The organism is Alkalilimnicola ehrlichii MLHE-1 (assembly GCF_000014785.1).
Classification (GTDB): domain Bacteria; phylum Pseudomonadota; class Gammaproteobacteria; order Nitrococcales; family Halorhodospiraceae; genus Alkalilimnicola; species Alkalilimnicola ehrlichii.
Genome location: NC_008340.1, coordinates 1,136,078 through 1,162,214, shown reverse-complemented (window position 1 = coordinate 1,162,214; position 26,137 = coordinate 1,136,078). Strand labels below are relative to the sequence as shown.

The window sequence follows — 26,137 nt, the reverse complement described above, 5'->3', positions numbered from 1 at the left end:
CGCGGCTCAGCAGGCCGTCGGTCGGGTGAGGATGAAGGCCGAGACCAGCACCAGCGCCGTGGCCTGCAGGCCCAGCGCCACCGGCGGCAGTGCCAACCACAGCGCGATAAGCAGGCTCAGCAGCAGCGAGGCGACGGCCAACACCTTGGCCCGGTAGGGGATGGCGCGCTCGGTCTGCCAGGCACGAATGCACGGGCCCAGCCGGGGATGGTCGAGCAGCCACGCCCGCCAACGCTCCGAGCCCTTGGCGAAGGCCCAGGCGGCGAGCAGCAGGAAGGGTGTGGTCGGCAGGAGCGGCACCACCACACCGACACTGCCGATGGCCACGCACAGTATCCCCAGGCTTCGCCAGAACAGCACCATGGTCCGCTGCCCTCACCTCTGATCGGTTCCCACCGCGCATGCAATTAGCTGCGTCCCACATACAGTTTACCCCGAAAACGACCGGGTGGCAGCCGGCAGCTTAACCACCTTTCAGCCCCATTGGCCATGCCCCGGTGGCCCCGCCGGGTGCCTGCCCGGCCCCCGCTCGATGCCCCATCCGCCGCGGAAAAAATCAGCCGCAGGGGATCCCCAGAGGGTGGAATTAGCGGTTAGTATGCGGGTAGGGCTGGTCGGGCGCCGGCCGGCGATGACACCACGGGCCGTTGATGGGGGATCCGACGTGAAGGCATTTTTCCACCCGAGCCAGGACAAGCACATCCCCAGGAGCTACCTCTCCCGCGGTCAGATGCGGGCGCCGCTGGAACTCCCCGAGCGCACCGGGCATATCCTGGAGGGGCTGCGGACGCTGGATATCTCGGTGGAGACACCCTCTGATCACGGGATGCAGGCCATTGCCCGGGTCCACGACATGGGCTACCTGCGGTTCCTGGAGTCGGCGCATCGGCGCTGGAAGGCCATCCCCGATGACTGGGGTGATGAGGTGATGTCCAATGTCTTCGTGCGCTCGCCCAACCCCATGAAGGGCATCCTGGCCGAGGCCGCCCGCTACCTGGCCGACGGCAGTTGCCCCATTGGCGAACACACCTTCGAGGCCGCCTACTGGTCGGCCCAGACCGCGTTATCGGCCAGCGACGAGCTGCTGCGGGGGGCGAAGCGCGCCTATGCGGTCTGCCGCCCGCCGGGACACCACGCCCGCCGCGACGCCGCGGGTGGCTTCTGCTATCTGAACAATGCCGCCATCGCCGCCGAGGCCCTCAAGGCCCAGTACCCCCGGATCGCCATCCTCGACCCGGACATGCACCATGGCCAGGGCATCCAGGAGATCTTCTACGACCGGGACGATGTGCTCTATATCTCCATCCACGGCGACCCCACCAACTTCTACCCGGTGGTGAGCGGCCACGAGGAGGAGCGCGGGGCCGGGGCCGGCGAGGGCTATAATATCAACCTGCCCATGCCCCACGGCTCACCGGAGGCCACCTACTTCCAGCGCTTGGAGGAGGCGGCGCACGCCATCGAGCTCTACGCCCCCGACGCGCTCATCGTCACCCTGGGCTTCGATATCTATAAGGATGACCCGCAGAACAAGGCGGCGGTGAGCTCACCCGGCTTCAACCGCATGGGTCGCACCCTGGCCGAGCTCGCTCTGCCGACGCTGATCATCCAGGAGGGGGGCTATCACATGGCGACGCTGGCACAGAACACCCGCGAGTTCTTCACCGGCTTGGGCGACCCGCGCTGAGGATCACCTCGTGCATCTCCATGGCGCTGGGGCCGCTGAACGCCGATTTCGGCAGGGGGTTGGCGTGCGCCTGGCGGAAGTCGTCGCTGTCCACCCATCGTTCAAAGGCCTCGCGACTCTCCCAGGTGGTCTGCACCAGATAGGGCACGCCGGGTTTGGCGGGACGGAGGATCTGCATCCCGAGGAACCCGGGATTGCGCTCGATTTGGCCGGCGCGGTTGCGGAAACGCTCTTCGAAGGCGGCTTCGTGACCCTCGGCGACCGGGACGCGATTGGTGACAACGAACATGCCAAGGCTCCGGGCAGCTATGGCGCGTGCCCGGCATCGACGCGGTACGCGCCCGGGGATGGGGAATGGCGGAGAGGGAGGGATTCGAACCCCCGGACCCCGCGAGGGGTCAACGCATTTCGAGTGCGCCCCGTTCGGCCGCTCCGGCACCTCTCCGCGGTGCTCACCGACCCGCCAGGGCAGGCGCCCGCGAGCCGGTTCAATATCAACCATTGAGACAGAAAGGCTGTACGTCAACGATCGAGGGCCGTAGTCTAACACCAAGATCCGCGATTGAGTAGGAACCCCCCACATGCGAATCATGGCGGTGCGCCTGGTGGCCGGGGCCATCACGCTGGCACTAATGGCCTATGCCTGGCTCGCCTGGGAGCGGGCCCGCGACCCGGAGCCGATCACGATTCTGGAACGCGTTCTGGAACGCGGCGAGCTGCGCGTGATCACCCGTATCAGCGCCACCACCTATTACCAGACGGACAAGGGACGGGCCGGCCTGGAGTTCGAGCTGGCCCAGGCGTTCGCCCACCGCCTGGGTGTGCAGCTCCGCATGCTGGTGGCCCCCGACCTGGAGGCCATCTTCGCGGCGCTGGACGATGGCGAGGCGGACCTGGCCGCCGCCGGCCTCACCTACACGGAATCCCGGGGCCAGCGCTACTGGTTCACACCGCCCTACAAGGACATTACTCAGCAACTGGTCTACCGGGTGGGCACCCCCCGACCGGATGACCTCAGTGAGATCGGACCGGGCGAGTTGGCGGTGATCGCCAACAGCAGCCACGCGGATCGGCTGCGGGAACTGCGCAACCGCAGCCACCCCGACCTGACCTGGGCGGAGGATGAACATGCAGACAGCGAGGCCATGCTCTACCGGGTCTGGAACGAGGAACTGCGCTACACCGTGGCCGACTCCCATGAGCTGAGCATCAACCGGGCCTACTACCCGGAGCTGCGCAAGGCCTTCGAGATCTCGGGCGTGGAGGGACTGGCGTGGGCCTTCCCGCGCACCGAGGACCTCAGCCTCTATAACGAGGCCGCCCGGTACTTCACCGATCTGCGCCTGGAGGGCACGCTCTCGACGCTGCTGGAGGAGCACTTCGGCCACCTGGGCCGTTTCGATTACGTGGGGTTCCGGGCCTTCAACCGCCACGTGGCGGATCGACTGCCGCGCTACCGGCACTGGTTCGAGGAGGCGGCCGAGGAGTATGGGGTGGACTGGCGGCTGCTGGCGGCCATCGGCTATCAGGAGTCCCACTGGGATCCGCAGGCGGTCTCACCCACCGGGGTGCGGGGCATCATGATGCTCACCCTGGATACTGCCTCCATGCTGGGGGTGGACAATCGGCTCGACCCCAAGCAAAGCATCTTTGGCGGCGCCCGCTATTTCTCCCGGCTGCTCGAGCGCCTGCCCGAGGACATTGAAGAGCCGCACCGGGCCTGGATGGCCCTGGCCGCCTACAACGTGGGCTACGGCCATCTGCAGGACGCGCGCCGGCTCGCCCGCCAGCGCGGCTACGACCCGAACGACTGGCGAGTCATCCGCGACCACCTGCCGCTGCTCAGCCAGCGCCAATGGTATGTGCAGACCCGGCACGGCTATGCGCGCGGTTGGGAGCCGGTGCACTACGTGCGCAACATCCGGCTCTATTACCAGCTACTGCAACGCATTACCGAGCCCGGGCGGCGCCAGGTGCCCGCGGGGGAAGCGCTGGGCGAGCCCCCGCTGCCGACACCCCCCGCCCCGCCCGGGGCGCCGTTGCCGGCGGACCCGCCGGCCGACTAACGGCGGGCCCGGCGCCGGGCCCGGAAAAACCGTCGCAGACGATCACCGGCCTCGGTGGCGAGCAAGCCGCCGACCACCTCCGGGTGATGGTTATGCTCCGGCGCATCGGCCAGCGCAAAGACCGAACCGCAGGCACCGGTCTTGGGGTCACTGGCCGCGAAGACCACCCGCTTTACCCGCGCATGGATAATAGCCCCGATGCACATGGTGCAGGGCTCCAGGGTTACGTAAAGCGTGGTACCGGACAGCCGGTAAGCCCCCAGCACCTCGCCGGCCCGGCGCAGGGCCACCACCTCGGCATGCGCCGTGGGGTCCCGGGCGGTGATGGGCTGGTTGCTGCCGACGGCCACCTCCCGGTCGTCCAGCACCAGCACGGCCCCGACCGGCACCTCGCCGGCCGCCTCGGCCTGATCGGCCAGGGCCAGCGCCCGCCGCATCCAGCGGATGTCCTCGGGTTGCCAGACAACCGCGCCGCAGTCGGTCCCGACCAAGTCCTTACTCCCACTCGATGGTCGCCGGGGGTTTGCCGGAGATATCGTACGCCACCCGGGAGATGCCAGGTATTTCGTTGATGATCCGGCGGGAGACGTGATCCAGGAACTCGTAAGGCAGGTGGGCCCAGCGTGCGGTCATGAAATCGATGGTCTCCACCGCCCGCAGCGCCACCACGTACTCGTAGCGACGGCCGTCGCCGGTGACCCCCACCGACTTCACGGGCAAGAAGACGGCAAAGGCTTGGCTAACCTGGTCGTAGAGGTCGTGGGCGCGCAGTTCCTCGATAAAGATGGCGTCCGCCTCCCGAAGCAGGTCCGCGTACTCCTTGCGCACCTCGCCGAGGATCCGCACCCCCAGGCCCGGCCCCGGGAAGGGGTGCCGGTAGACCATGTCGGCGGGCAGCCCGAGCTCCAGGCCGATGCGGCGCACCTCGTCCTTGAACAGCTCGCGCAACGGCTCCACCAGCTTCAGCGTCATGTCCTCCGGCAGCCCGCCCACGTTGTGGTGCGACTTGATGACATGGGCCTTGCCGGTGGCCGAACCGGCGGACTCGATCACATCCGGGTAGATGGTGCCCTGGGCCAGCCAGTCCACCTCGGTCAGGCGGGCGGCCTGCTCGTCGAAGACCTCAATGAACATATTGCCAATGATCTTGCGCTTGCGCTCCGGGTCGTCGACGCCCTTCAGGGCCTCAAGAAAGCGCGCCTCGGCATCCACCCGGATGACGTTCACGCCCATGTGCCGGGCGAACGTGGCCATCACCTGATCGCCCTCGTCCTTGCGCAGCAGGCCGTTGTCCACGAAGACGCAGGTCAGCTGGTCGCCGATGGCCCGGTGCAGCAGCGCCGCCACCACGGAGGAATCCACCCCCCCGGAGAGCCCCAGGAGCACCTTGTCCCCGCCCACTTGGCGCCGGACACGCTCGATCAGATCATCGACGATATTCCCCGGCGTCCAGTCCGCCGGACAGCCGCAGATCTCATGGACGAAACGGGAGAGGATACGGGCCCCCTGAGGCGTATGGGTGACCTCCGGGTGGAACTGCACCCCGTAATAGCCGCGCTCGTCGTCACCGATGCCGGCGATGGGGCAGCTCTCGGTGCTGGCAATGAGCTTGAACCCCGGGGGCAAGCCGGTGACCCGGTCACCGTGGCTCATCCAGACGTCCAGCAGCCCCCAGCCCTCGGGACTGGCGTGGTCCTCGATGTCGCGCAGCAGGCGCGAGTGGCCGCGAGCGCGCACCCGCGCATAGCCGAACTCCTTGTGATCGGAGGCTTCCACCCGGCCGCCCAACTGGCCCGCCATGGCCTGCATGCCGTAGCAGATGCCGAGTACCGGCACGCCGGCCTGGAAGACGGCCTCGGGGACCCGCGGGCCGTTGTCCACCGTCATGGACTCCGGCCCGCCGGAGAGGATAAAACCGGCCGCACCGAAATCGCGGATCGCCGTCTCCGGGGCGTCCCAGGCGTAGATCTCGCAGTATACCCCCGCCTCGCGCACACGGCGGGCGATCAATTGAGTGTACTGGGAGCCGAAATCGAGAATGAGGATGCGATGGGCGTGAATATCCTGAGTCATTGATAGATCCGCTGGAACGAAGGCTGGCACAGGGACACGCCCCATGCTAAAAAAAACCGCCGGAATGCCGGCCATTGAGGCGCCACAGCATACCGCATGCAACGACCGGCGCGCACCCAGGCGCCGGACACACCGGGACCGGCCAGCCTGGAACAGGGGAGGCCCGGCTCAGCCGTGGTGTGCGGGGGAGAGAGGAATGAACCCGAAACGGCACGACCTGGAACACAGCCACGACCCGGCAGACATCCGCGAGCGGCTGGCCGGCGACAAGCACCGCAGCTACCTGCCCGACGCCATCCTCGGCGGCATCGACGGCTGCATCACCACCCTGGCGCTGGTGGCCAGCGTGGCCGGCGCCGGCCTGCCCGGCATGGTCGCCTTTGTGCTCGGCTTGGCCAGCCTGATTGCCGACGCCCTGAGCATGGCAGTGAGCAACTATCAGGCCGTGAAGAGCACCGACGAGGCGCGACACCGGCTGCGCGAACAGGAGCACCACCACGTGGCGGTGGACCCGGAGGGGGAGCGGGAGGAGATCCGCGCCATCTTCGAGGCCAAGGGCTTTGACGGCGACGCCCTGGAGCACATCGTCGAGACCATCACCCGGGACCAGCGGCTGTGGGTGGAGACCATGCTGATGGAAGAGCACGGCCTGGCCTTGCACGGCCCCTCGGCCCTGGTCTCCGGCCTGACCACCTTCGCCGCCTTCGTCGGCATCGGCTTCGTGCCCCTGGCCCCCTTCCTGGTGCCCTTCCTAGCCGGCGACGAATACTTTTTGATCAGCGCCGTTGTGACGGCTCTGGCGCTCTTCGGCATCGGTTACGCCAAGGGGGTCATCCTGGATATGTCCCGCTGGCGCGCGGGGCTGGAGACCCTGCTGTTGGGCGGCAGTGCCGCGCTGGCCGCCTTCCTGGTGGGGAGGTTGCTGGAACCGTTGCTGCTCCAAGCCCTCTGAGCAGCGAGCCCGCGACGCCCACCGTCACTGGGGGCAGCGCACCGGCAACGGGCACGCTTTGCCGCCGTGGCCGGGCTGGGCAGGCGTCAGCCCACGCGGTAGTTGGGCGCCTCTTTGGTGATACTCACGTCGTGCACATGGCTCTCGCGCATACCGGCGTTGGTGATGCGCACGAACTCCGGCCGGGTCCGCATCTCCTCAATGCTGGCGCAGCCCACATAACCCATGCTGGCGCGGATCCCCCCCAGCAACTGGTGGACGATGGTGACCATGGAACCCTTATAGGGCACCCGGCCCTCGATGCCCTCGGGCACCAGCTTGTCCACGTTGGCGGTGGGGTCCTGGAAATAGCGGTCGGCCGAGCCCTGGCTCTGGGACATGGCGCCCAGCGACCCCATCCCGCGGTAGGATTTGTAGGAGCGTCCCTGATAGAGCTCCACCTCACCCGGTGCCTCTTCGGTGCCGGCCAGCAGGCTCCCCACCATCACGCAATAGGCACCGGCCGCCAGGGCCTTGGCCATATCGCCGGAAAAGCGCACGCCGCCGTCGGCAATCAGGGGGATGTCGGTACCCGCCAGGGCCTCGGCCACGTTGGAGATCGCGGTGATCTGCGGGACGCCCACCCCGGCCACCACCCGGGTGGTACAGATGGAGCCCGGGCCGATACCGACCTTGACCGCGTCCACACCCGCCTCCTTGAGATCGAGCGCCGCCTGGGCAGTGGCGATGTTCCCCCCAATCACCTGGAGGTCGGGATAGTGCTGTTTGATCCACCGCACCCGGTTGAGCACGCCCTGGGAGTGGCCGTGCGCGGTATCCACCACCACCACGTCCACCCCGGCCTCCACCAGCGCGGCCAGCCGTTCCTCGGTATCGCCGCCAGTACCCACTGCGGCGCCCACCCGCAGGCGGCCGTGCTCGTCCTTACTGGCGTTCGGGTAATCCTTGGCCTTCTGGATATCCTTGACCGTGACCATGCCCCGCAGGTGGAAGGCATCGTCCACCACCAACACCTTCTCGATGCGGTTTCCGTGCAGCTTGCTGAGGATCTCCTCGCGATCGGCGCCCTCGGTCACCGTGACCAGTCGCTCGCGCGGGGTCATCGCCACCGAGACCGGTTCGTCCAGGCGGGTCTCGAAGCGCAGATCGCGGCTGGTGACGATACCCACCAGGTCCTCACCGTCCACCACGGGCACGCCGGAGATACCATTGGCCCGCGTCAGCTCCAACACCTCGCGGATGGTGGTGCGAGGGGATACGGTAATGGGCTCCTTGATCACCCCGCTCTCGAACTTCTTGACCCGGCGCACCTCGTTGGCCTGCTGCGCCACGGTCATGTTCTTGTGGACAATGCCGATACCACCCTGCTCGGCCAACGCGATGGCCAACCGGGCCTCGGTGACGGTATCCATCGCGGCGGAGACGATAGGCGCGCGCAGACGGATACCACGGGTCAGCTGGGTGCTGAGGTCAACATCCCGCGGCAGGACGGCGGAGTGCGCGGGGAGCAGGAGAACGTCGTCAAAGGTCAGGGCTTCTTGAGCGATGCGCATACGTGGTAACACCTTTCTGGCTGGGCGGCCCGGGTATAGCCGTGCAAAGGTTAGCCGGCCATTATAAGGCGCCTGATAGTATCCGTAAACGGCGCGCCTTGGCGCCACGGCTTATCACCGCCACCGCGGGAAAGGCCACCCCCACCGTCACTGCGAGGAGGCGAAGCCGACGTGGCAGTCTACCGCTCTGGATCGCCACGGGCCTTCGGCCCTCGCGATGACGGTGGCAAAGCCTTCGGCCCTCGCGATGACGGGGGTGTGCCCCCTCCATCGCCACTGCGAGCCCCCGAAGGGGGCGTGGCAGTCCAGGCGGCGGGCAATCAGAGGGGGCGGAAGCCCACCAGGGTCATGTCATCACGGCGGGGTTCGGGGCCACGGTAGCGTTCCAGCTCCGCCTCCAGGCGTTGGATCTGCTCGGCCATGGGCAGATGGGCGTTACGGGCGATCAGCCGGCGCACCCGCCGGCGGCCGAGCAGTCGCCGGGGCTCCCCACCCATGTGGTCGGGGATGCCATCGGTGAGTTGGTAGAAGGACATCCCCGGTTTCACCGGTACCCGGTGATCCACGAACGGTTTACGCGGGACCAGGCTATGGTAGCCGAGGCCGGCCCGGTTGCCCTTGATTTCATGCGCCTCGCCATCCTCGACGTAAATCAAGGGCAGGCCGGCACCGGAGAACGTCACGCTGCGATCGGCCTCGTCCCAGAGGCAGATGCTGGCATCCAGACCGTCGTCGGACTCCGGCTCCTCCCCATCCTGACGCAGGCGGGCCCGGACCATCTCGTCCAGGGCGGTGAGGATCTCCGCCGGGCTGCGCAGATCGCGCTCGTGGAGGATACGGTCCAGCGCCGAGGCCACCACCAGGGTAATGAAGGCGCCTGGCACACCGTGCCCGGTGCAATCCACCACCACAATCAGGCTCTGCCGCCCGAAACGCTCCAGCCAGAAGTAGTCCCCGCCCACCAGGTGGAGCGGCTCCCAGCAGACATGGATCTCCTGGACGGCATCGCCCAGTGCCGACTTGTCGGGGAGCATCGCCGTCTGAATCCGGCGGGCGTAGCGGATGCTCTCCACCACCAGGCGGTTGGCCCGCTCCAACTCCCGGTGCGCCTCGTTGAGGCGCCCATAGGCGGCCTCGGTCTCTTCCTTCTCCGCGGCAAGCTCGTCCATGGCATCCTGCAGCTTACGGGTGCGGTCCTGTACCCGTTGCTCCAACTCCTCGGTCAGCGCCTTCAACTCACCCTCGGCCTGATCCCGCTGGTTCAACCCCTTCTGAAAGGCCCCCAGCAGACGGTCCAGCGAGCCCACGATCTGGCCCAGCTCGTCGCCCTGGTGGCCGGGCATACCCGGCCTCGACCAATCGCCCGGGTGGGCGGGGTCTACACCGGCGATGGCGGTGTTCAGCCGCAACAGCGGACGGGTGATGAGGAAGTGGAAGATCGCGACGACCAGCAACGAAATGGCCAGCGCCTTGATCAAGTTGACCCCTGCGTTCACTGCCGTGCGGTGCACGAAACCGGCGGCGATCACCTCCGGGTCCAGTCGCACCCGCAATTCACCGACGGGCTCAGCACGGCCAATGATGTCCTGCCGGATCAGCTCGACCTCCCAGTGGGAAAGGTCGTCGAACAGCCGGCCCGCCATCCCATTCTCATTCAGCGCCCGGGGGCGATCGTACAGCGCCAGCCGGTCGCCAAAGTTATCGTGCAACTCCACGCGCTGGATGAATTCGTACTCGGCCAACCCCCGGGCGATCTGATTGGCACCGTCCGGGTTGAGGTTGAAGGCGGCGTCCACCGCCGAGCCCTCGACCATGGCGAGGGTCTGCTGCATATGGGTACGGACCTCGTCGCGCATGGAGCGCCAGTCGGCGTAGATCTCCACGGCGGCCGCCAGCACACCCAACAGGAAGACCACCACCAGGGTGGTGACCGCCTGCTTAAAGGTCAGACCCCGCGAAACCCGCCGGCCCGGCGCTGCCGCTTCCTGCATCAACCCTCCGGCCCTTGAGCCCCGCTGCCGGCCACCGTCACCCGGTTACGCCCGGCCACCTTGGCCTGATAGAGGGCGTCATCAGCCCGCATGATGGTGTCATCCAGGGACTCATGCACCGCCAGGATCCCCGCCACCCCGATGCTGACCGTCAGCCGGATCGCCTCCTCCTGCCAGGGAATACGCAACTCGGCGATCTCGGACCGGATCCGTTCCGCCAACGCCAGGCCGCCCTGCAGGTCGACATCGGGCAGGACGGCAAGAAACTCCTCGCCCCCCAGGCGCCCGACGGCGTCGGACTCGCGCAGATTGCGCCGCAACACTTCGGAGAAGGCGACCAGCACCGTGTCCCCGGCAGCGTGGCCGTACTTGTCGTTGATGCGCTTGAAGTGGTCCAGGTCCATCATCAGCAGAGTGAGCGGCGTGAGCCCCTGGCGACGGCGACGGGCCAGCTCCCGCTCCCCCACCTCCAACACCTGGCGGCGGGAATAGACCCCGGTCAGGTCATCCATCATGGCCAGGCGGTGCAATTCCTCGGCCAGGGTCTCGCGCGCCTGCACCTCCTTCTCGAGGGCCTCGTTGAGCGTGCGCAGCGATTCCGCCTGGGCCTCCAGCTTCTGGTTGGCCTGCTGCAGGTCCAGCTGCATACGGTCGCTCATCCGCAACAACCGCGTCTGCGAGCGGTAGCTCTGCCGGTAGGCGTCCGCCAGCGCACGCACACCATCCGCCACCTGATCCAACTTCCCCACCATCTCCTCGGCGTGGGCAAGCAGGGCCTCCTCCTGGTCAAAGAGCGAGAAGCGCGGACCAGGAGACTCCTTCGCGACGGAGGGTGACGACCAGTCCTCTGGCCTCTTCTCGCGTGAGCGATTCATGCGTTGGCCCATAAGGTTGTCAGCTGGAGGCGGATGCGTCGTCCCGCTCGTTGAGGTGGAATTCCGCATGCTCGAAATCCTCTGAGAAGTCCTCCCCGAACTCCTCCATGGTGTCGTCGCCGGCCTGGTAGTACCAGTCCACCGTCACCTCTCGGCCCTCTCCGGCCGCGTCCTCCAGCAGCTGAAACATGTTCATCAGCGCCTTGGCACTGCTGCTGTTGAAATAAGCCATCTCCAGACGGACCTGCAGGGCCGCCCCCTCCGGGTCGGCCAGAAACGCCTTCAGCGCCTCCATGATCGGCCCGAAAAACGCCGCGGCGTCCTCCGGGTAGGACTCGCCGGACATCTCAAACCGCCCGGCCTGCGGGTCGAACAGCACCCGCGGGGTGCGGTCCGTGGCTTCCAGGTCGATAGGATCAATCGTCATCTCAGATGTAAGCCTTGAGACAGAAAAAGACGTGCTCGGCGTCCAGATCGAGGAAGTCGAACTCGATAGGCTCACTCGCCCGCCGGGCAATCTCAATGAGGCCGATACTGGCCCCTTTGCTGTCCTCCTCGGGCGGTTCGCGGAGCTTCGTCTTGTAGTATTTGCGCAGTTGATCGCGGTCCATGCGGGCCAGGTTCTCCAGCCGCTCGCGCAGACGCCGCGCATCCTCCGGCGTCACCGTGTTGCCACAGACCACGAAAAAGCGCCCGCCGTCACGGCCGACGGTCACCATTCCGGAACTCAATGCCGGCGCGCCACCTTGTTGAGCGTCGCCCTCCCGGTCCGCCGAGTAGCGGATGATGTTCTGGACCTGCTCGACGAAGACAGAGAAGACCTTCCGGGTCACCCGGGGATCCGCGTCGTCCAGACGCATCTTGTGGCGCAGGGCCTCACCCAGCGCCGTGAGAATGCTCTCGGTAACATAGCCGGTAAAGGAGAAAATGATACCCCTACCTACGAGATCATCCCGGAAACGCAGGTAATCGCTCGCCAGCATGCGCTCTCCCGATCAGGCGCCCGTGTGCGCGCCGTCCGAGGGGGACGACACTCCCTATTGGTACTAGTTGTTAACTATACCGGATTCATCCTCACAGAAAAGGTCGGTCAACGGTAATGGTCGCGGATCTCCTCGGTCGCCCCGTCGGCCTCCATGGCCTGCAGTGCCGACCGCAGACGCGCCAGGGTATCGGGATCGGTGTCGGGATGGCAGGCCAGGTAAAGGTCCACCTCCCGGAAGACGAACCGCTGTTCCACCGGGCCGGTGCCTTCCCGGCGTGCGAGCCAGGGGGCCACCCGGCTGCCGGTGACCCAGACATCAATCCGGCCGGCCTGCAGGCGGCGGGCGTTCAGGGCATCGTGACTGACATAATCGATATCCACCCCTCGTGACTCCAGGTAGGCGGAGGTGGCATCGCCACGGAACCCTCCCACCCGCAGCATGTGCAGATCGCCGACGGACTCGGCCTCCACGTCGGCATCGGGATGGCTGAAGGCCGCCCAGTCGTTGTCGGAGAGCGGGCCAACCCATTCGAACAGCGGCTCGCGCTCAGGCGTACGGCCGGTGGAATAGACACAGGCGCCGGGCCGCTGTTGTGCCGCCGCATAGGCCCGGGCCCAGGGCAGAAGGCGGAAAGAGGCCTCAATCTCGGCCCGCTCCAACGCCTCCCGCAACACATCGGTGGAGATACCGGATAACCCCCCGTCCTCATCCTGGAAATTGTAGGGGGGGTAGTCTTCGGTGGTAAGCACCAGTTCCTCTGCCAGCAGGGCCATCGGGGCCCAGAGCAGGAGCACCCCAATACTCACCCTTCGACTGCGCCTGTCCGACACCATTCGCCCCCGATTGTCCGCTCCGAGTCATCTCGTGCACCGAACATAGCACTTCCTGCCAGGGTGGTTTATAGACAGGGTTCACAGACAGCCCTTCCGGTGTCCACCGACCTCTCGCCATAACGGGTCACTCCGGGCCCCGCGTCCGCGAAAAAGGTGGGGTTACCTCCAAAAAGTCTCCTGCCACCGCGCCGCCGTGCCCCACCCCAAAAACGGCCGTATATCTCTTTTTGTTTCAGCGACATACAAGGAGATAGCAAACTAACCCGATAGTGGTATTTCTGATTATTACTCTAGGTATTGCGTCGACCAGCATCTGTTTACCTGCCCATCCGCCACGAACTAGCTTTTAACCATCCAAATTTCGACGAATCGAATAGTAGCCGCGGACCATCGCGCACCACCCTGCCTGAGACGCCTGCACGGGTCCCACCCGACGGCAGAGTGCGAACCCCGGCCACGAGCGCACACGACAAATCCACTACAGGAGTCGAGCCATGAGAATAATGGTCGCTTACGACGGCTCACGAAACGCCAAACTGGCATTGGCGCAGACCATCGACATGTTTCACCGGCTGCGACCGAAGCTGCTTTTGGTCGGCGTGGCCGAGGAGACGAGGGATTCCACCGAGCTGAACGAAGACCTCTTTCAAGAGGAGTACCAGGAGATCAAGGCCGCCCTGGAGGAGGCCTCGGAGTTTGCCACCGAACAAAAGCTCGAGAGCGAGATCATCATCGCCGAGGGAGACCCCCGGAAGATGCTCCTCGAGGCCACCCGCAAACGCACCCCCGATCTGTTGGTCATCGCCCGCCACAGCACCAAGCCCGATGGCGGCATCATCGCCCAGTCACTCACCTACTTTGTTGACGAACTCGACTACATGACCTTTGGCAGCGTCAGCGCCTTTCTCTCCCGGCGGGTGGAGTGTCCGTTGTTGATCTATCCAGCCCCCTGACCCCGCCCCGGCAGCCCCCCCTCACGACCCCGGGAGACCCCTATGAAAGTCGTTGACGTCTTCAAATTTCGCAGTCCCGAGATAAAGGCCCTCCACCTCACCTGGATTGCGTTCTTCATCACCTTCTACGTCTGGTTCAACATGGCCCCGCTGGCCACCAGCATGCTACGCAGCGTGGACTGGTTGACCCAGGATGACATCCGATTATTCGCCATCTGTAACGTCGCCCTCACCATCCCCGCCCGCATCATCGTCGGCATGGCCTTGGACCGCTTCGGCCCGCGCCGGGTGTTCTCGATCCTGATGATCCTGATGGCCCTGCCGGCGCTGGCGTTCGCCTTCGGCAACAACATGACGCAGCTACTGATCTCGCGGCTGGTGTTGAGTTCGGTAGGCGCCAGCTTCGTGGTGGGCATTCATATGACCGCGCTCTGGTTCCGGCCCCGGGATATCGGCTTCGCCGAGGGCTTCTACGCCGGCTGGGGTAACTTCGGTTCGGCCGCGGCCGCGATGACCCTGCCCACCATCGCCCTCACCCTGTTCGGCGGTGAGGACGGCTGGCGCTGGGCCATGGCGGTGAGTGCCCTGGTCATGGCCGGTTACGGGGTCTTCTACTGGTTCGCCATCACCGACGGCCCGCACGCCACCTCACACAAGCGCACCCGTAACGCCATGGCCATGGAGGTCAGCAGTTGGGGCGACATGATCAAGCTGATCATCTGCACCCTTCCCCTGGTGGGCGTCCTTGCTCTCCTGGTGTGGCGCATCGAACAGATGGGCTACCTCAGCACTACCGGTGCCACCATCCTGTACCTGGTCATCGGCGGCATCGTGCTCTACCAGGTCGTCCAGATCTTCCGGGTCAATGTCCCGATCCTGAAAAAAGGCGTGCCCAAGGACGACAAGTACCACTTCAACAGCGTCATCGCGCTGAACAGTACCTACTTCGCCAACTTCGGGGCGGAACTGGCGGTGGTCTCCATGCTGCCGATGTTCTTCGAGCAGACCTGGGGGCTGGGTGCCGCCGCCGCGGGCGCCATCGCCGCCTCCTTTGCGTTCGTCAACCTCGTCGCACGCCCCATGGGCGGCCTGGTCTCCGATCGCATGGGCAACCGGCGCTTCGTGATGCTGTGCTACATGTTCGGGATTGGTATCGGCTTCGTGCTCATGGGCCTGTTGGACTCCAACTGGCCACTGATCGTTGCCATCGCCATCACGATCTTCACCTCCTTCTTCGTACAGGGCTCAGAGGGGGCGACCTTCGGGATCATCCCGTCGATCAAGCGCCGGATCACCGGCCAGATCTCGGGCATGGCGGGGGCGTACGGCAATGTGGGTGCGGTGGTCTACCTGACCATCTTCACCTTCGTCACCCCGACCCAGTTCTTCTTCATCATCGCCACCGGCGCGTTCCTGAGCTGGCTGATCTGCCTGCTCCTGCTGAAGGAGCCGGAAGGCGCCTTTGCCGAGGACTACCACGTCTCATCGGTGGACCGCATGATCGAGGAAGAGGACCTGAAACGGGAGCGCCAGAAGGCCTGGGCGCGATAACCGCCGACTGGCCCGCCGGGGGACTTAAGGCGCCCCCGGCGGCGCTACTTGCCAAAACCGTGCTGGACGGCCCAGACAGCCGCCTCCACCCGGGAGTGCATGCGCAGCTTCTTCAATATGCTCTTGACATGCACCTTGACAGTCCCCTCCATCAGGCCCAGATCTCGGGCAATCATCTTGTTCGACTGCCCCTTCGCGATATGGCGCAGGATCTCGCTCTCTCGACTGGTGAGTTCCGCCAGCAGTTCGTCCGCCGCTGAGTGATTGGGTCGGGTCAGCACCTGGGCCAGTACCGAGGCCAGCTCCGGGGAGATCACCAGCTCACCGCCGGCGGCACGACGCAGCTCAGCGACAAGCGCCTCGGGCTCCATGTCCTTGAGCAGGTACCCATCGGCACCGGCCTGCAGCGCCGCATGCACATCCTCGGCGGCATTGGAGACGGTCAATACCACCACCCGCAGCTTCATGCCGGACGCCCGGATGGCCTCCAGGGTCCGCACACCGCCCATCCCCCGCATGTTGAGGTCCAGCAGCACCAGGTCCGCCCCGGATCCAGGCAACAGGGCCATGGCCTGCTCGCCGCTGCCCGCCTCGCCGGCCAGCTCCAGGTCGGGCTCGGCCTCCAAGAGCTGCCCCAGGCCACGCCGTAACAGGGGGTGGTCGTCAACCAGGAAGATACGTTTGGCATCAGCGGTAGTCTGCATAGGCTCCCCGAATGTCCTCATCCTGAACCCCTTGATTGTTGTTCTGGCTGGCGCTGAACGCGACAGCGCGCGCCATGGACTCCGGCCGGAAGGTCAGCATCACCCGCATCCCCCCCCCGGCCCGGTTACCGAGTCGCAGCATCCCTCCAAGGCCCTCCGCCCGTTCCTGCATGATGGCGGTGCCATAGTGGTGCCCCGGTTCCTCGGAAACAGCCGCCAGCCCGACGCCGTTGTCGAGGACTTCCAGCACCACGTCGTGGTTCGACCCCGGGGCCACCACCACGTCCGCCCGGGTGGCCTGACTGTGCCGAACCACGTTCGCCAGCGCCTCACGCGCGATTTGCAGGAGATGGATCTCCTCGTTCGCGTTCAAGGGCCAGTGGCTCAGACGGTAGTCCAGACGGATGGGGATATCACCCCGCTCGGAGAACTCCTTGACGGCCTTGCGCAGCGCAGACTCCAGCCCGGGGGAGTCCATCCCCAGGCGGAACGTGGTCAGGAGCTCGCGCAACTGCTCATAGGCGGAATTGAGCCCATCACGCAACTCAGAGAGGATGGCCTCGAGCTGGGCGGGTTCGTGCTCCTTGCGCATCAACCCCTGCAGCCGTGCCACCTGGATCTTCATGTAGGACAGTGCCTGGGCCAGCGAGTCGTGCAGTTCCCTGGCAATCACCGCCCGCTCCTCCATCAACACAATGCGGTGCTCGGCATCCAATTCGCGCTCGCGGGCACAGGCGGCGGCGATATGGCTGGCCACCGTCTCCGCCAGGTGCAGCTGCCACCCCCTGGGCTGGTCGCCGGGGGTGTACTCCACCTGCAGCAGACCGTAGCGGACATTCCGGTCCTCCAGGGGCAGAGCCAGCATACCCGGGCAAACCACGCCGCCCCCGTGACGGGGTACGACATTCATACAACCCTTGCAGTCCGGAGCGCTGCAGCGGGCCGGGCGACTCTCAGCGGAGGTGGAGAGGGTCTCGAAGGACTTGTCCGCACCGGGCTGGGCCAGGCAGATGCTCAGCGGCCCCAGCCCCGTCACCCGCTCCAGGGTGTCGAGCATCGCCTTGAGGTTACTGGACTCCAGTGCGCCGGCACTGAGATCACGACTGGCATTGTAGACCAGCTCCAAGGCACTGTTGCGCCGCCGAAGCTCTGCGGTCTTCTCGCTCACCCGGTGGGCGAGACTGCGCTGCATATCGGTGAGGGTGTCCGCCATCCTGTTGAAGGTCCGGGCGTACATGCCCAGCTCATCGTTCGGCAGGTAGCGGGCGCGGGCCTCGAAATCCCCCTTCATCAGGCGACCGGCCACGTAGTTCAACTGCTGCACGGGGAGCACCAGGCGCATGTGAAGCCGGTAGAGCCCGTACAGCACCAGGCCACTGAGCAACGCCATGGCCAGCACCCGCACCGACTGGGAGTTGTGAATGCGCGCCTCAGCGGCCGACTGAGCCGCCGTGACCAGGTTGTCCACCGTGCCCACGAATCGGTCCACTTGGTCCAGATAGCGGACCGGCGAACCGGCGCTGCTCCCATCGACGAGCAGCGGCTTTAACTCAGTGGTCCACTGCCGGTGGACCTCCTCCCAGGCCTCTCGAACCGGGTCGTCCGGGTTTGCCGGTATGGGTCGCAGCAGCTCCGGGCTGTGCAGCCGCCGCTCGAAGGCAGCAACCTCCGCATCCAACGTCTTGGCACCCGCCTGCGGGCCCTGGTCGTCCAGCAGGGTAGTGGCAATGCGGTAGGACTGCATGCGCAGGGACCCGGCCACGTTGATCGCCGCCGCATCATGCTGCGCCGTTTTGGCGACGAACGCCCCATGCAGCATGCCCAGGAAGCCGATGGTGGCCACTCCCACCAGCAACGCGAAGAGCGACCCGGCCAGGGTGGGGTGGAGCAGGCGATTGTAGAGACGGCTGATAGCCATGGAAACCTCGTGCTACCACTAAATAGTACTGCCCCTTCCGACAGCGGGCCGAGAGATAAGTTACCGCATTCCGTTGCCTTTCCAATCAACCACTTGCGCTTTTACCCCTCTCTACCTCTAGAGAGGTATAGCCCGATTTTCGCGGCTTTCGAACCCGGTCCCACCCCATTTACCGCCCCCCCAGGCGCGATTAGCTTTGCTTCACAAGCATGGTCACCCATCCGGGTAGAGGCAACGACAGGAGCACTATCGTGGCAGCCAACAAAGACATCGAACATTGGGATCCGGAAGACGAGAAACAGTGGGAGAGTTTCGGCAAACGGGTCGCCAATCGGAACCTGTGGATCTCCATCCCCGCCCTGCTGTGCGGCTTCGTCATCTGGCTGATGTGGGGCATGATCACGGTGCAGATGCGCAACCTCGGGTTTCCCTTTGAGGACACCGAGTTGTTCACCCTCGCCGCCATCGCCGGGCTCTCCGGCGCCACCCTCCGCATCCCGGCCTCCTTCATGATCCGCATCGCCGGCGGGCGGAACACCATCTTCCTCACCACCTCCCTGCTCATCATACCCGCCCTGGGCACCGGGCTGGCGCTGCAGTCCCAGGAGACGCCGCTGTGGGTCTTCCAGGCGCTGGCGCTGCTCTCGGGCATCGGCGGTGGCAACTTCGCCTGCTCGATGAGCAACATCTCCACCTTCTTTCCCAAGCGCCAGCAGGGGCTGGCCCTGGGCCTGAATGCGGGGCTGGGCAACTTCGGCGTCACCACCATGCAGATCGTCATCCCGCTGGCGATGACGGTGGGCATCTTCGGCGCCCTCGCCGGTGATCCGATGGTATTGGAGCGGGCCAGCGGCACATTGATCGGTCGCATCGAGGCCGGTACCGAGACCTTTATCCAGAACGCCGCCTTTGTCTGGCTGCTGCTGCTGGTCCCTCTGGCCTTCGCCACTTGGTTCGGCATGAACAACCTGCGGACGATCACCCCCAACCCGGGGACCCCGTTCGCCGCCTTCGGCAAGATCCTGGCGCTCTACGGTATCGGCTTCATCGCCGCCGCTGTCGGCCTCTACCTCTTCCTGCCGCCACCGGTGGGCCTGGGGCTGCTGAACATGTGGATCACCCTGCCGCTGATCATTCTCATCACCCTGGGGCTGATGCGACTGATGCCGGGCGAGGAGATCAAGCCCAACATCAAGAAGCAATTCGCCATCTTCCGCAACAAGCACACCTGGTCGATGACGGTCCTCTACATTCTGACCTTCGGATCGTTCATCGGGTTCTCGGCGGCACTGCCGCTCTCCATTGAGGTCATCTTTGGCAGCCTGATGGAGACCCTGCCCGACGGCACCACCCAGCGGGTGGAAAACCCCAACGCCCCCAGCGCCCTCACCTTTGCCTGGATGGGCCCGTTCGTGGGCGCGCTGATCCGACCGGTGGGCGGTTGGCTGTCCGACAAGGTGGGCGGCTCCATCGTCACCCAGGCCATCTCGGTGGTCATGGTCATCGCCTCCGCGGCGGTCGGCTGGGTGATGATGATGGCCTACAACTCGCCGGACCCGAACACCTGGTTTTGGCCCTTCCTGCTGCTGTTCATTGTGCTCTTCGCCGCCAGCGGCATCGGCAACGGTTCCACCTTCCGCACCGTGGGCGTGATCTTCGACCAGCACCAGAAGGGGCCGGTGTTGGGCTGGACCTCGGCGGTTGCCGCCTACGGCGCCTTTATCGCCCCGCGCGTGATGGGCGAGCAGATCGAGGCGGGCACGCCGGAGCTGTCCATGTACGGGTTCGCCATCTTCTACGCCCTCTGCCTGATCCTGAACTGGTGGTTCTATCTGCGGAAGAACGCCTACATCAAGAACCCCTGACCACACAGGCCTATTAGCGATGCCAGGCCACCCGGGCCCTCCGGCCCGGGTGGCCATAACAGCGAATCGACGATTCGACTCAGCGAGGAGACCGCACCATGAGTTACTTTCTCGACCGACTGACCTTCTTCAAGCGGGTCAAGGACGGCTTCTCCGGCGGACACGGGGAGGTCAGGGATGAGTCCCGCCGCTGGGAGGATGCCTATCGCAGCCGCTGGCAGCACGACAAGGTCGTGCGCTCCACCCACGGGGTGAACTGCACCGGCTCCTGCAGCTGGAAGATCTACGTGAAAAACGGCCTGGTCACCTGGGAGACCCAGCAGACCGACTACCCGCGCACCCGGCCGGAGCTGCCCAACCACGAGCCGCGCGGCTGCGGCCGTGGCGCCAGCTACTCCTGGTACATCTACAGCGCCAACCGGCTGAAGTACCCGATGATCCGCGGCACGCTGCTGCGCATGTGGCGCGAGGCGCGCAAGAAGCACAAAGACCCGGTGGACGCCTGGGCCTCCATTGTCGGCGACCCCAAGAAGGCCGAGCTCTACAAGAGCCGCCGAGGCCTGGGCGACATGGTGCGCTCCGACTGGGACGAGGTGAACGAGCTGGTCGCCTCCGCCAATATCCACACCATCAAAGAGCACGGCCCGGACCGAGTGATCGGCTTTTCTCCGATCCCGGCCATGTCCATGGTCAGCTACGCCGCCGGCTCCCGCTACATGTCACTGCTCGGCGGCGTGTGCATGAGCTTCTACGACTGGTACTGCGACCTGCCCCCCAGCAGCCCGCAGACCTGGGGTGAGCAGACCGACGTGCCGGAATCAGCCGACTGGTACAACGCCGGCTTCATCATGATGTGGGGTTCCAACGTCCCGCAGACCCGCACGCCCGATGCCCACTTCATGACCGAGGTACGGTACAAGGGCACCGAGATCGTCACCGTCTGCCCGGACTACTCCGAGGCCTCCAAGTTCGGCGACATCTGGCTGAACCCCCAGCAGGGCACCGACTCCGCGTTGGGTATGGCCCTGGGCCACGTGATCCTCAAGGAATTCCACGTGGACAATCCCAGCGACTACTTCCGCGACTACGCCCGCCAGTACACCGACATGCCCTGCCTGGTCCGTCTGGAGAAGACCGACAAGGGCTACCAGGCCGACCGCTTTCTGCGGGCGTCAGACCTCGACAAGGCGCTCGGTCAGAAGAACAACCCCGAGTGGAAGACCATCGCCTGGGACGAGAAGAGCGACTCACTGGTGGTCCCGAATGGCTCCATCGGCTTCCGCTGGGGCGAGGATGGCCAGTGGAACCTGGAGGAGAAGGAAGCCAGCGGCAAGGAGACGAAGCTGCAGCTCTCGCACCTGGACAGCCGCGACGAGGTGGCCCTGGTGGGCTTCCCCTACTTCGGCGGCCAGGAGCACGAACTGGGCCGGTTCACCGCCAACCCCCAGGAGGAGGTGATCTACCGCAAGGTGCCGGTGCGCAAGATAAAGCTGGCCGACGGCGAGGAGGTGCTGGCCGCCTCGGTGTACGACCTGATCACCGCCCACTACGGCGTGGACCGCGGCCTGGACTGCGAGAACACCCCCAAGAGCTACGACGAAAACAAGCCCTACACCCCCGCCTGGCAGGAGCAGATCACCGGTGTACCGCGTGACAAGGTGATCAAGGTGGCCCGGCGCTTCGCCGACAACGCCAACAAGACCCGTGGCAAGTCCATGATCATCATCGGTGCCGCCATGAACCACTGGTACCACATGGACATGAACTACCGCAGCGTGATCAACATGCTGGTCTTCTGCGGGTGTATCGGTCAGAGCGGCGGCGGCTGGGCCCACTACGTCGGCCAGGAGAAGCTGCGTCCGCAGACCGGCTGGCAGCCGCTGGCCTTCGCCCTCGACTGGGCGCGTCCGCCGCGGCACATGAACTCCACCTCCTTCTTCTACGCCCACACCGACCAGTGGCGCTACGAGAAGCTGAATGTGGCGGACATGCTCTCGCCGCTGGCCAACAAAGAGGACTTCCAGGGCAGTCTGATCGACTTCAACGTCCGCTCGGAGCGCATGGGCTGGCTGCCCTCCGCCCCGCAGCTCGGCGCCAACCCGCTGGAGGTGGCCAAGGAGGCGGCCAAGGCCGGAAAGGACCCGAAGGACTATGTGGTCGAGCAGCTCAAGAGTGGCCGGCTGCGCATGGCCTGCGAGGACCCGGACAACCCGGCCAACTTCCCGCGCAACCTGTTCGTCTGGCGCTCCAACCTGCTCGGTTCCAGCGGCAAGGGCCACGAGTACTTCCTCAAGCACCTGCTGGGCACCAAGCACGGCGTACAGGGCAAAGACCTCGGCGAGGAGGGTGCGGAGAAGCCCCAAGAGGTGGTCTGGCGCGAGGAGGAGACTCGCGGCAAGCTCGATCTGCTGACCACGCTGGACTTCCGCATGTCCACCACCTGCCTCTACTCCGACGTGGTGCTGCCCACGGCCACCTGGTACGAGAAGGACGACCTCAACACCTCGGACATGCACCCCTTCATCCACCCGCTGTGCGAGGCGGTCAACCCCTGCTGGGAGTCCCGCACCGACTGGGAGATCTACAAGGGGCTGGCCAAGACCTTCTCCAAACTGGTTGAGGGCCACCTGGGCAAGGAGACCGACATCGTCACCCTGCCCCTGTTGCACGACAGCCCGGCCGAGCTGGGCCAGGCCCTGGACGTCAAGGAATGGCACAAGGGCGAATGCGACCCCATCCCGGGCAAGACCATGCCGGCACTGGTCCCGGTGGAGCGCGACTACCCCAACGTCTACGCCCGCTTCACCGCCCTGGGCCCGCTGATGACCAAGCTGGGCAACGGCGGCAAGGGCATCAGCTGGAACACCGAGCACGAGGTGGACCTGCTGGGCCGGCTGAACGGCCAGCACCGCAAGGAAGGGGCGGCCAACCAGGGGCTGCCCCGGATCAACACCGCCATCGAGGCGGCGGACACCATTCTGTCGCTGGCCCCGGAGACCAACGGTGAGGTGGCGGTCAAGGCCTGGGCGGCGCTCTCCAAACAGACCGGGCGCGACCACACCCACCTGGCCCTGCCCCGCGAGGAGGAGAAACTGCGCTTCCGCGACCTGGCCGCGCAACCGCGCAAGATCATCTCATCGCCCACCTGGTCGGGTTTGGAGTCGGAGCACGTCTCCTACAACGCTGGCTACACCAACGTGCATGAGCTGATCCCCTGGCGCACCCTCTCTGGCCGCCAGCAGCTCTACCAGGACCACCCCTGGATGCGCGCCTTCGGCGAGGGCTTCGTCTGCTACCGGCCGCCGGTAAACATGCGCACCACCCAGACGGTGCAGGGTGTACGCGGTAACGGCAACGAGGAGATCGCGCTGAACTGGATCACCCCGCACCAGAAGTGGGGTATCCACAGCACCTACACGGACAACCTGATCATGCTCACGTTGTCCCGTGGCGGCCCCTGCGTGTGGATCAGCGAGATCGATGCCAAAAAGGTCGGCATCGTCGACAACGACTGGATCGAGTGCTTCAACAGCAACGGCTCCCTGGTGGCCCGCGCCGTGGTCAGCCAGCGGGTCCGTGAGGGCATGGTGATGATGTACCACGCCCAGGAGAAGCTGGTGAACACCCCCGGATCCGAGATCACCGGCGAGCGTGGCGGCATCCACAACTCGGTCACCCGGGCGGTCATCAAGCCGACCCACATGATCGGGGGCTACGCCCAGCTCAGCTACGGCTTCAACTATTACGGCACCGTCGGTTCCAACCGCGACGAATTCGTGGTCGTGCGCAAGATGGACCGCGTGGACTGGCTGGACGGTGACGACGAGAGCATCTACGACGCGGAGGAACAGGCATGAGAGTCCGGGCGCAAATCGGAAAAGTCCTGAATCTGGACAAGTGCATCGGGTGCCACACCTGCTCGATCACCTGCAAGAACGTATGGACCTCCCGCGAGGGCATGGAGTACGTGTGGTTCAACAATGTGGAGTCCAAGCCCGGCGTCGGCTACCCCAAGGACTGGGAGAACCAGGACCGCTGGAACGGTGGCTGGGCGGTGCGTAACGGCCGCCTGGAGCCCCGGGCCGGGGGCAAGTGGCGGATTCTGTCCAACATCTTCTACAACCCGGACCTGCCGTCCATCGACGATTACTACGAGCCGTTCAACTTCGACTACCAGCGGCTGCAGAACGCCCCGGCGTCGAAGTATCAGCCCGTGGCCAAACCCTTCTCGGCGCTCACCGGCTACCCGATGGACAAGATCGAGTGGGGCCCCAACTGGGAGGAGATCCTCGGCGGCGAGTTCGAGAAGCGGTCCAAGGACTACAACTTCGCCAAGGTGCAGAAGGAGATCTACGGCCAGTTCGAGAACACCTTCCTGATGTACCTGCCGCGGTTGTGCGAGCACTGCCTCAACCCCTCCTGCGTGGCCTCCTGCCCCTCGGGCGCGATCTACAAGCGCGAGGAGGACGGCATCGTCCTGATCGACCAGGACAAGTGCCGGGGCTGGCGGATGTGCATCAGCGGCTGCCCGTACAAGAAGATCTACTACAACTGGCAGAGCGGTAAATCGGAAAAGTGCACCTTCTGCTTCCCCCGTATCGAGGTGGGCCAGCCCACGGTCTGTTCGGAGACCTGCGTGGGGCGCATCCGTTATCTGGGCGTCATCCTCTACGACGCCGACAAGATCTCGGAGGCCGCCTCCACCGCCTCGGAACAGGACCTGTACGAGAAGCAGATGTCGGTCTTCCTCGACCCCCATGACCCGGAGGTCATCGCCGAGGCCAAGAAGGCGGGCATCCCGCACGCCTGGCTGGAGGCCGCGAAACGCTCGCCGGTCTACAAGATGGCCATGGATTGGAAGGTCGCCTTCCCGCTGCACCCGGAGTACCGCACGCTGCCGATGGTCTGGTACATCCCGCCGCTCTCCCCCATCCAGTCCGCCGCCGATGCGGGCACCCTCGAGAACGACGGACTGATTCCGGATGTGAACTCGCTGCGCATTCCGGTCAAGTACCTGGCCAACATGCTGACCGCCGGCGATGAACGTCCGGTGGTGACGGCCCTGCAGCGAATGCTGGCCATGCGCCACTTTAAACGCAGCCAGACCGTGGAGGGCAAGCCCAACCACCAGGTCCTCGAACAGGTCGGCCTGGACGAGGCCACGGTGGAGGACATGTACCAGATCATGGCCATTGCCAACTACGAGGATCGGTTCGACGTCCCGGCCGCCAACCGGGAACTGGCCGCCGACGATGCCTACGGCGAGCGCTCCGGCTGCGGCTTCAGCTTCGGCGACGGCTGCAACGCCGCCAGCAACGGTGTCAGCCCGCAGGACATCTTCGGTGGCCGCCGGGCCTCCCGCCGGGCCTACCCCGTCCGCGAGGAGCCATCGGCGCCGGCCGAGGAAGCCGAGAAGCAGAAGGAGGGCACGTCATGAAGACCCTGAAGGCCATCTCCGTGCTCATGGACTACCCCTCCGAGGCGGCCCAGGCCCACGCGGACTCGCTCATTGCCCTGTTCCAGGCGGATGAGTCCCTGACCCCGGAGACGCGCCAGGGCCTGACGGCCCTGGTCCGTCGCCTGCGCGACAGCGATCTGCTGGATCTGCAGGCCGACTACTCGGCCCTGTTCGACCGCAGCCGCGCCCTCTCCCTCTACCTGTTCGAGCATCTGCACGGCGAGTCGAGGGACCGGGGACAAGCCATGGTGGAACTCATCAACTTCTACCAGGAAGAGGGACTGGTCATCGATAGCCGGGAACTGCCCGACTACGTGCCCCTTTTCCTGGAGTTCTGCTCACGGCTGGAACGCCCGGCGGCGTTGAGTTGGCTGATGGAGGCGCATTACCTGCTGCAGAAGCTGCACGGCCGCCTGCAGGAGCGGGAATGCGACTACCAGTGGCTATTCAAGGCGTTGCTCGACACGGCCGGGTTGGAAACCGCTGACGAGCAGATGCAGCGCCAACTGCAGCAGGAGGAGCGGGACGACACCGCTGAGGCACTGGACCGCGTCTGGGCCGAGGAACCGGTGACCTTCGGCCCCACGGCCGGTGGCTGCGGCGCACCGAAGACCAATCAGGGACAGGCCGTGCCGGTGAATTGGGCCAACCTGTCGCGCAACAGTGCCTGAC

At 65.6% G+C, this 26,137-nt stretch carries 21 protein-coding genes and 1 tRNA gene; 9 read left to right on the top strand and 13 right to left on the bottom strand.

Translation table 11 applies throughout. From position 1 onward, the window contains the following. Positions 1 to 6: 6 nt before the first annotated feature. Positions 7 to 363, bottom strand: coding sequence for a YbaN family protein (locus tag MLG_RS05240; protein ID WP_011628769.1), 357 nt, complete (start codon positions 361 to 363; stop codon positions 7 to 9). A gap of 301 nt (positions 364 to 664) precedes the next feature. On the opposite strand from MLG_RS05240, the gene MLG_RS05235 reads away from it, so the two are divergent. Then, a complete protein-coding gene (locus MLG_RS05235; protein ID WP_041717920.1) occupies positions 665 to 1,687 on the top strand; it encodes a histone deacetylase family protein in 1,023 nt (340 codons plus the stop codon). Here the strand turns inward: MLG_RS05235 and MLG_RS05230 are convergent. Further along, positions 1,662 to 1,976, bottom strand: coding sequence for an antibiotic biosynthesis monooxygenase family protein (locus tag MLG_RS05230; protein ID WP_011628767.1), 315 nt, complete (start codon positions 1,974 to 1,976; stop codon positions 1,662 to 1,664). The two genes, MLG_RS05235 and MLG_RS05230, sit on opposite strands and share 26 nt — an antisense overlap. Before the next feature lie 66 nt (positions 1,977 to 2,042). Then, positions 2,043 to 2,132, bottom strand: a tRNA-Ser gene (locus MLG_RS05225). Between the two features lie 136 nt (positions 2,133 to 2,268). Here MLG_RS05225 and mltF point away from each other — a divergent pair. Next, a complete protein-coding gene (gene mltF / locus MLG_RS05220) occupies positions 2,269 to 3,753 on the top strand; it encodes a membrane-bound lytic murein transglycosylase MltF (protein WP_011628766.1) in 1,485 nt (494 codons plus the stop codon). Here the strand turns inward: mltF and tadA are convergent. Both tadA and guaA read right to left on the bottom strand, forming a co-directional pair. Beyond that, positions 3,750 to 4,190, bottom strand: coding sequence for a tRNA adenosine(34) deaminase TadA (gene tadA / locus MLG_RS05215; protein ID WP_049753651.1), 441 nt, complete (start codon positions 4,188 to 4,190; stop codon positions 3,750 to 3,752). The two genes, mltF and tadA, sit on opposite strands and share 4 nt — an antisense overlap. A gap of 58 nt (positions 4,191 to 4,248) precedes the next feature. After that, complete coding sequence (gene guaA, locus MLG_RS05210; protein WP_011628764.1) at positions 4,249 to 5,826, bottom strand: glutamine-hydrolyzing GMP synthase; 1,578 nt, start codon at positions 5,824 to 5,826, stop codon at positions 4,249 to 4,251. 196 nt (positions 5,827 to 6,022) lie between these two features. Here guaA and MLG_RS05205 point away from each other — a divergent pair, with 196 nt between their 5' ends. Beyond that, positions 6,023 to 6,778, top strand: coding sequence for a VIT1/CCC1 transporter family protein (locus MLG_RS05205; RefSeq protein WP_011628763.1), 756 nt, complete (start codon positions 6,023 to 6,025; stop codon positions 6,776 to 6,778). An 86-nt stretch (positions 6,779 to 6,864) separates the two neighbouring features. Here MLG_RS05205 and guaB read toward each other — a convergent pair whose 3' ends face one another. The 6 genes from guaB to MLG_RS05175 all read right to left on the bottom strand — a co-directional run bounded on the left by guaB (position 6,865) and on the right by MLG_RS05175 (position 12,956). Beyond that, entirely contained in the window at positions 6,865 to 8,331 is a 1,467-nt protein-coding gene (guaB, locus tag MLG_RS05200; RefSeq protein ID WP_011628762.1) for an IMP dehydrogenase, read from the bottom strand. 320 nt (positions 8,332 to 8,651) lie between these two features. After that, positions 8,652 to 10,322 (bottom strand): SpoIIE family protein phosphatase, encoded by a 1,671-nt coding sequence (locus MLG_RS05195; protein WP_011628761.1) that lies wholly within the window; start codon positions 10,320 to 10,322, stop codon positions 8,652 to 8,654. Beyond that, a complete protein-coding gene (locus MLG_RS05190) occupies positions 10,322 to 11,197 on the bottom strand; it encodes a GGDEF domain-containing protein (RefSeq protein WP_156774636.1) in 876 nt (291 codons plus the stop codon). The genes MLG_RS05195 and MLG_RS05190 overlap by 1 nt, the downstream gene beginning before the upstream one ends. 19 nt (positions 11,198 to 11,216) lie before the next feature. After that, complete coding sequence (locus MLG_RS05185) at positions 11,217 to 11,624, bottom strand: DUF1987 domain-containing protein (protein ID WP_011628759.1); 408 nt, start codon at positions 11,622 to 11,624, stop codon at positions 11,217 to 11,219. 1 nt (position 11,625) lies between these two features. Beyond that, on the bottom strand, positions 11,626 to 12,180 hold the full coding sequence (locus tag MLG_RS05180; RefSeq protein WP_011628758.1) for a SiaB family protein kinase: 555 nt from the start codon (positions 12,178 to 12,180) through the stop codon (positions 11,626 to 11,628). A 107-nt stretch (positions 12,181 to 12,287) separates the two neighbouring features. Next, a complete protein-coding gene (locus MLG_RS05175) occupies positions 12,288 to 12,956 on the bottom strand; it encodes a substrate-binding periplasmic protein (protein WP_041718316.1) in 669 nt (222 codons plus the stop codon). Positions 12,957 to 13,510: 554 nt separating this feature from the next. Between MLG_RS05175 and MLG_RS05170 the strand changes: the two genes are divergently transcribed. Both MLG_RS05170 and MLG_RS05165 read left to right on the top strand, forming a co-directional pair. Next, positions 13,511 to 13,969 carry a universal stress protein gene (locus MLG_RS05170; RefSeq protein WP_011628756.1) on the top strand — a complete coding sequence of 153 codons (459 nt, stop codon included), beginning with the start codon at positions 13,511 to 13,513 and terminating at the stop codon, positions 13,967 to 13,969. A 42-nt stretch (positions 13,970 to 14,011) separates the two neighbouring features. Continuing rightward, positions 14,012 to 15,520, top strand: coding sequence for an MFS transporter (locus tag MLG_RS05165; protein ID WP_011628755.1), 1,509 nt, complete (start codon positions 14,012 to 14,014; stop codon positions 15,518 to 15,520). Positions 15,521 to 15,564: 44 nt separating this feature from the next. On the opposite strand, the gene narL is transcribed toward MLG_RS05165, so the two are convergent. Together narL and MLG_RS05155 are read right to left on the bottom strand one after the other, a co-directional pair. Beyond that, positions 15,565 to 16,224 carry a two-component system response regulator NarL gene (narL, locus tag MLG_RS05160; protein WP_011628754.1) on the bottom strand — a complete coding sequence of 220 codons (660 nt, stop codon included), beginning with the start codon at positions 16,222 to 16,224 and terminating at the stop codon, positions 15,565 to 15,567. Further along, complete coding sequence (locus MLG_RS05155; protein WP_011628753.1) at positions 16,208 to 18,142, bottom strand: type IV pili methyl-accepting chemotaxis transducer N-terminal domain-containing protein; 1,935 nt, start codon at positions 18,140 to 18,142, stop codon at positions 16,208 to 16,210. The genes narL and MLG_RS05155 overlap by 17 nt, the downstream gene beginning before the upstream one ends. Positions 18,143 to 18,351: 209 nt before the next feature. Here MLG_RS05155 and MLG_RS05150 point away from each other — a divergent pair, with 209 nt between their 5' ends. The 4 genes from MLG_RS05150 to narJ all read left to right on the top strand — a co-directional run bounded on the left by MLG_RS05150 (position 18,352) and on the right by narJ (position 26,136). Then, a complete protein-coding gene (locus tag MLG_RS05150) occupies positions 18,352 to 20,007 on the top strand; it encodes an MFS transporter (protein ID WP_011628752.1) in 1,656 nt (551 codons plus the stop codon). A 98-nt stretch (positions 20,008 to 20,105) separates the two neighbouring features. Further along, positions 20,106 to 23,864, top strand: a complete 3,759-nt coding sequence (locus MLG_RS05145; RefSeq protein ID WP_011628751.1) for a nitrate reductase subunit alpha — start codon at positions 20,106 to 20,108, stop codon at positions 23,862 to 23,864. Beyond that, positions 23,861 to 25,444, top strand: coding sequence for a nitrate reductase subunit beta (gene narH / locus MLG_RS05140; protein ID WP_011628750.1), 1,584 nt, complete (start codon positions 23,861 to 23,863; stop codon positions 25,442 to 25,444). Before MLG_RS05145 ends, narH begins: the two co-directional genes overlap by 4 nt. Beyond that, the gene (narJ, locus tag MLG_RS05135) at positions 25,441 to 26,136 is read left to right on the top strand and encodes a nitrate reductase molybdenum cofactor assembly chaperone (RefSeq protein ID WP_011628749.1); all 696 of its coding nucleotides are present in this window, start codon (positions 25,441 to 25,443) and stop codon (positions 26,134 to 26,136) included. Before narH ends, narJ begins: the two co-directional genes overlap by 4 nt. Position 26,137 lies beyond the last annotated feature (1 nt).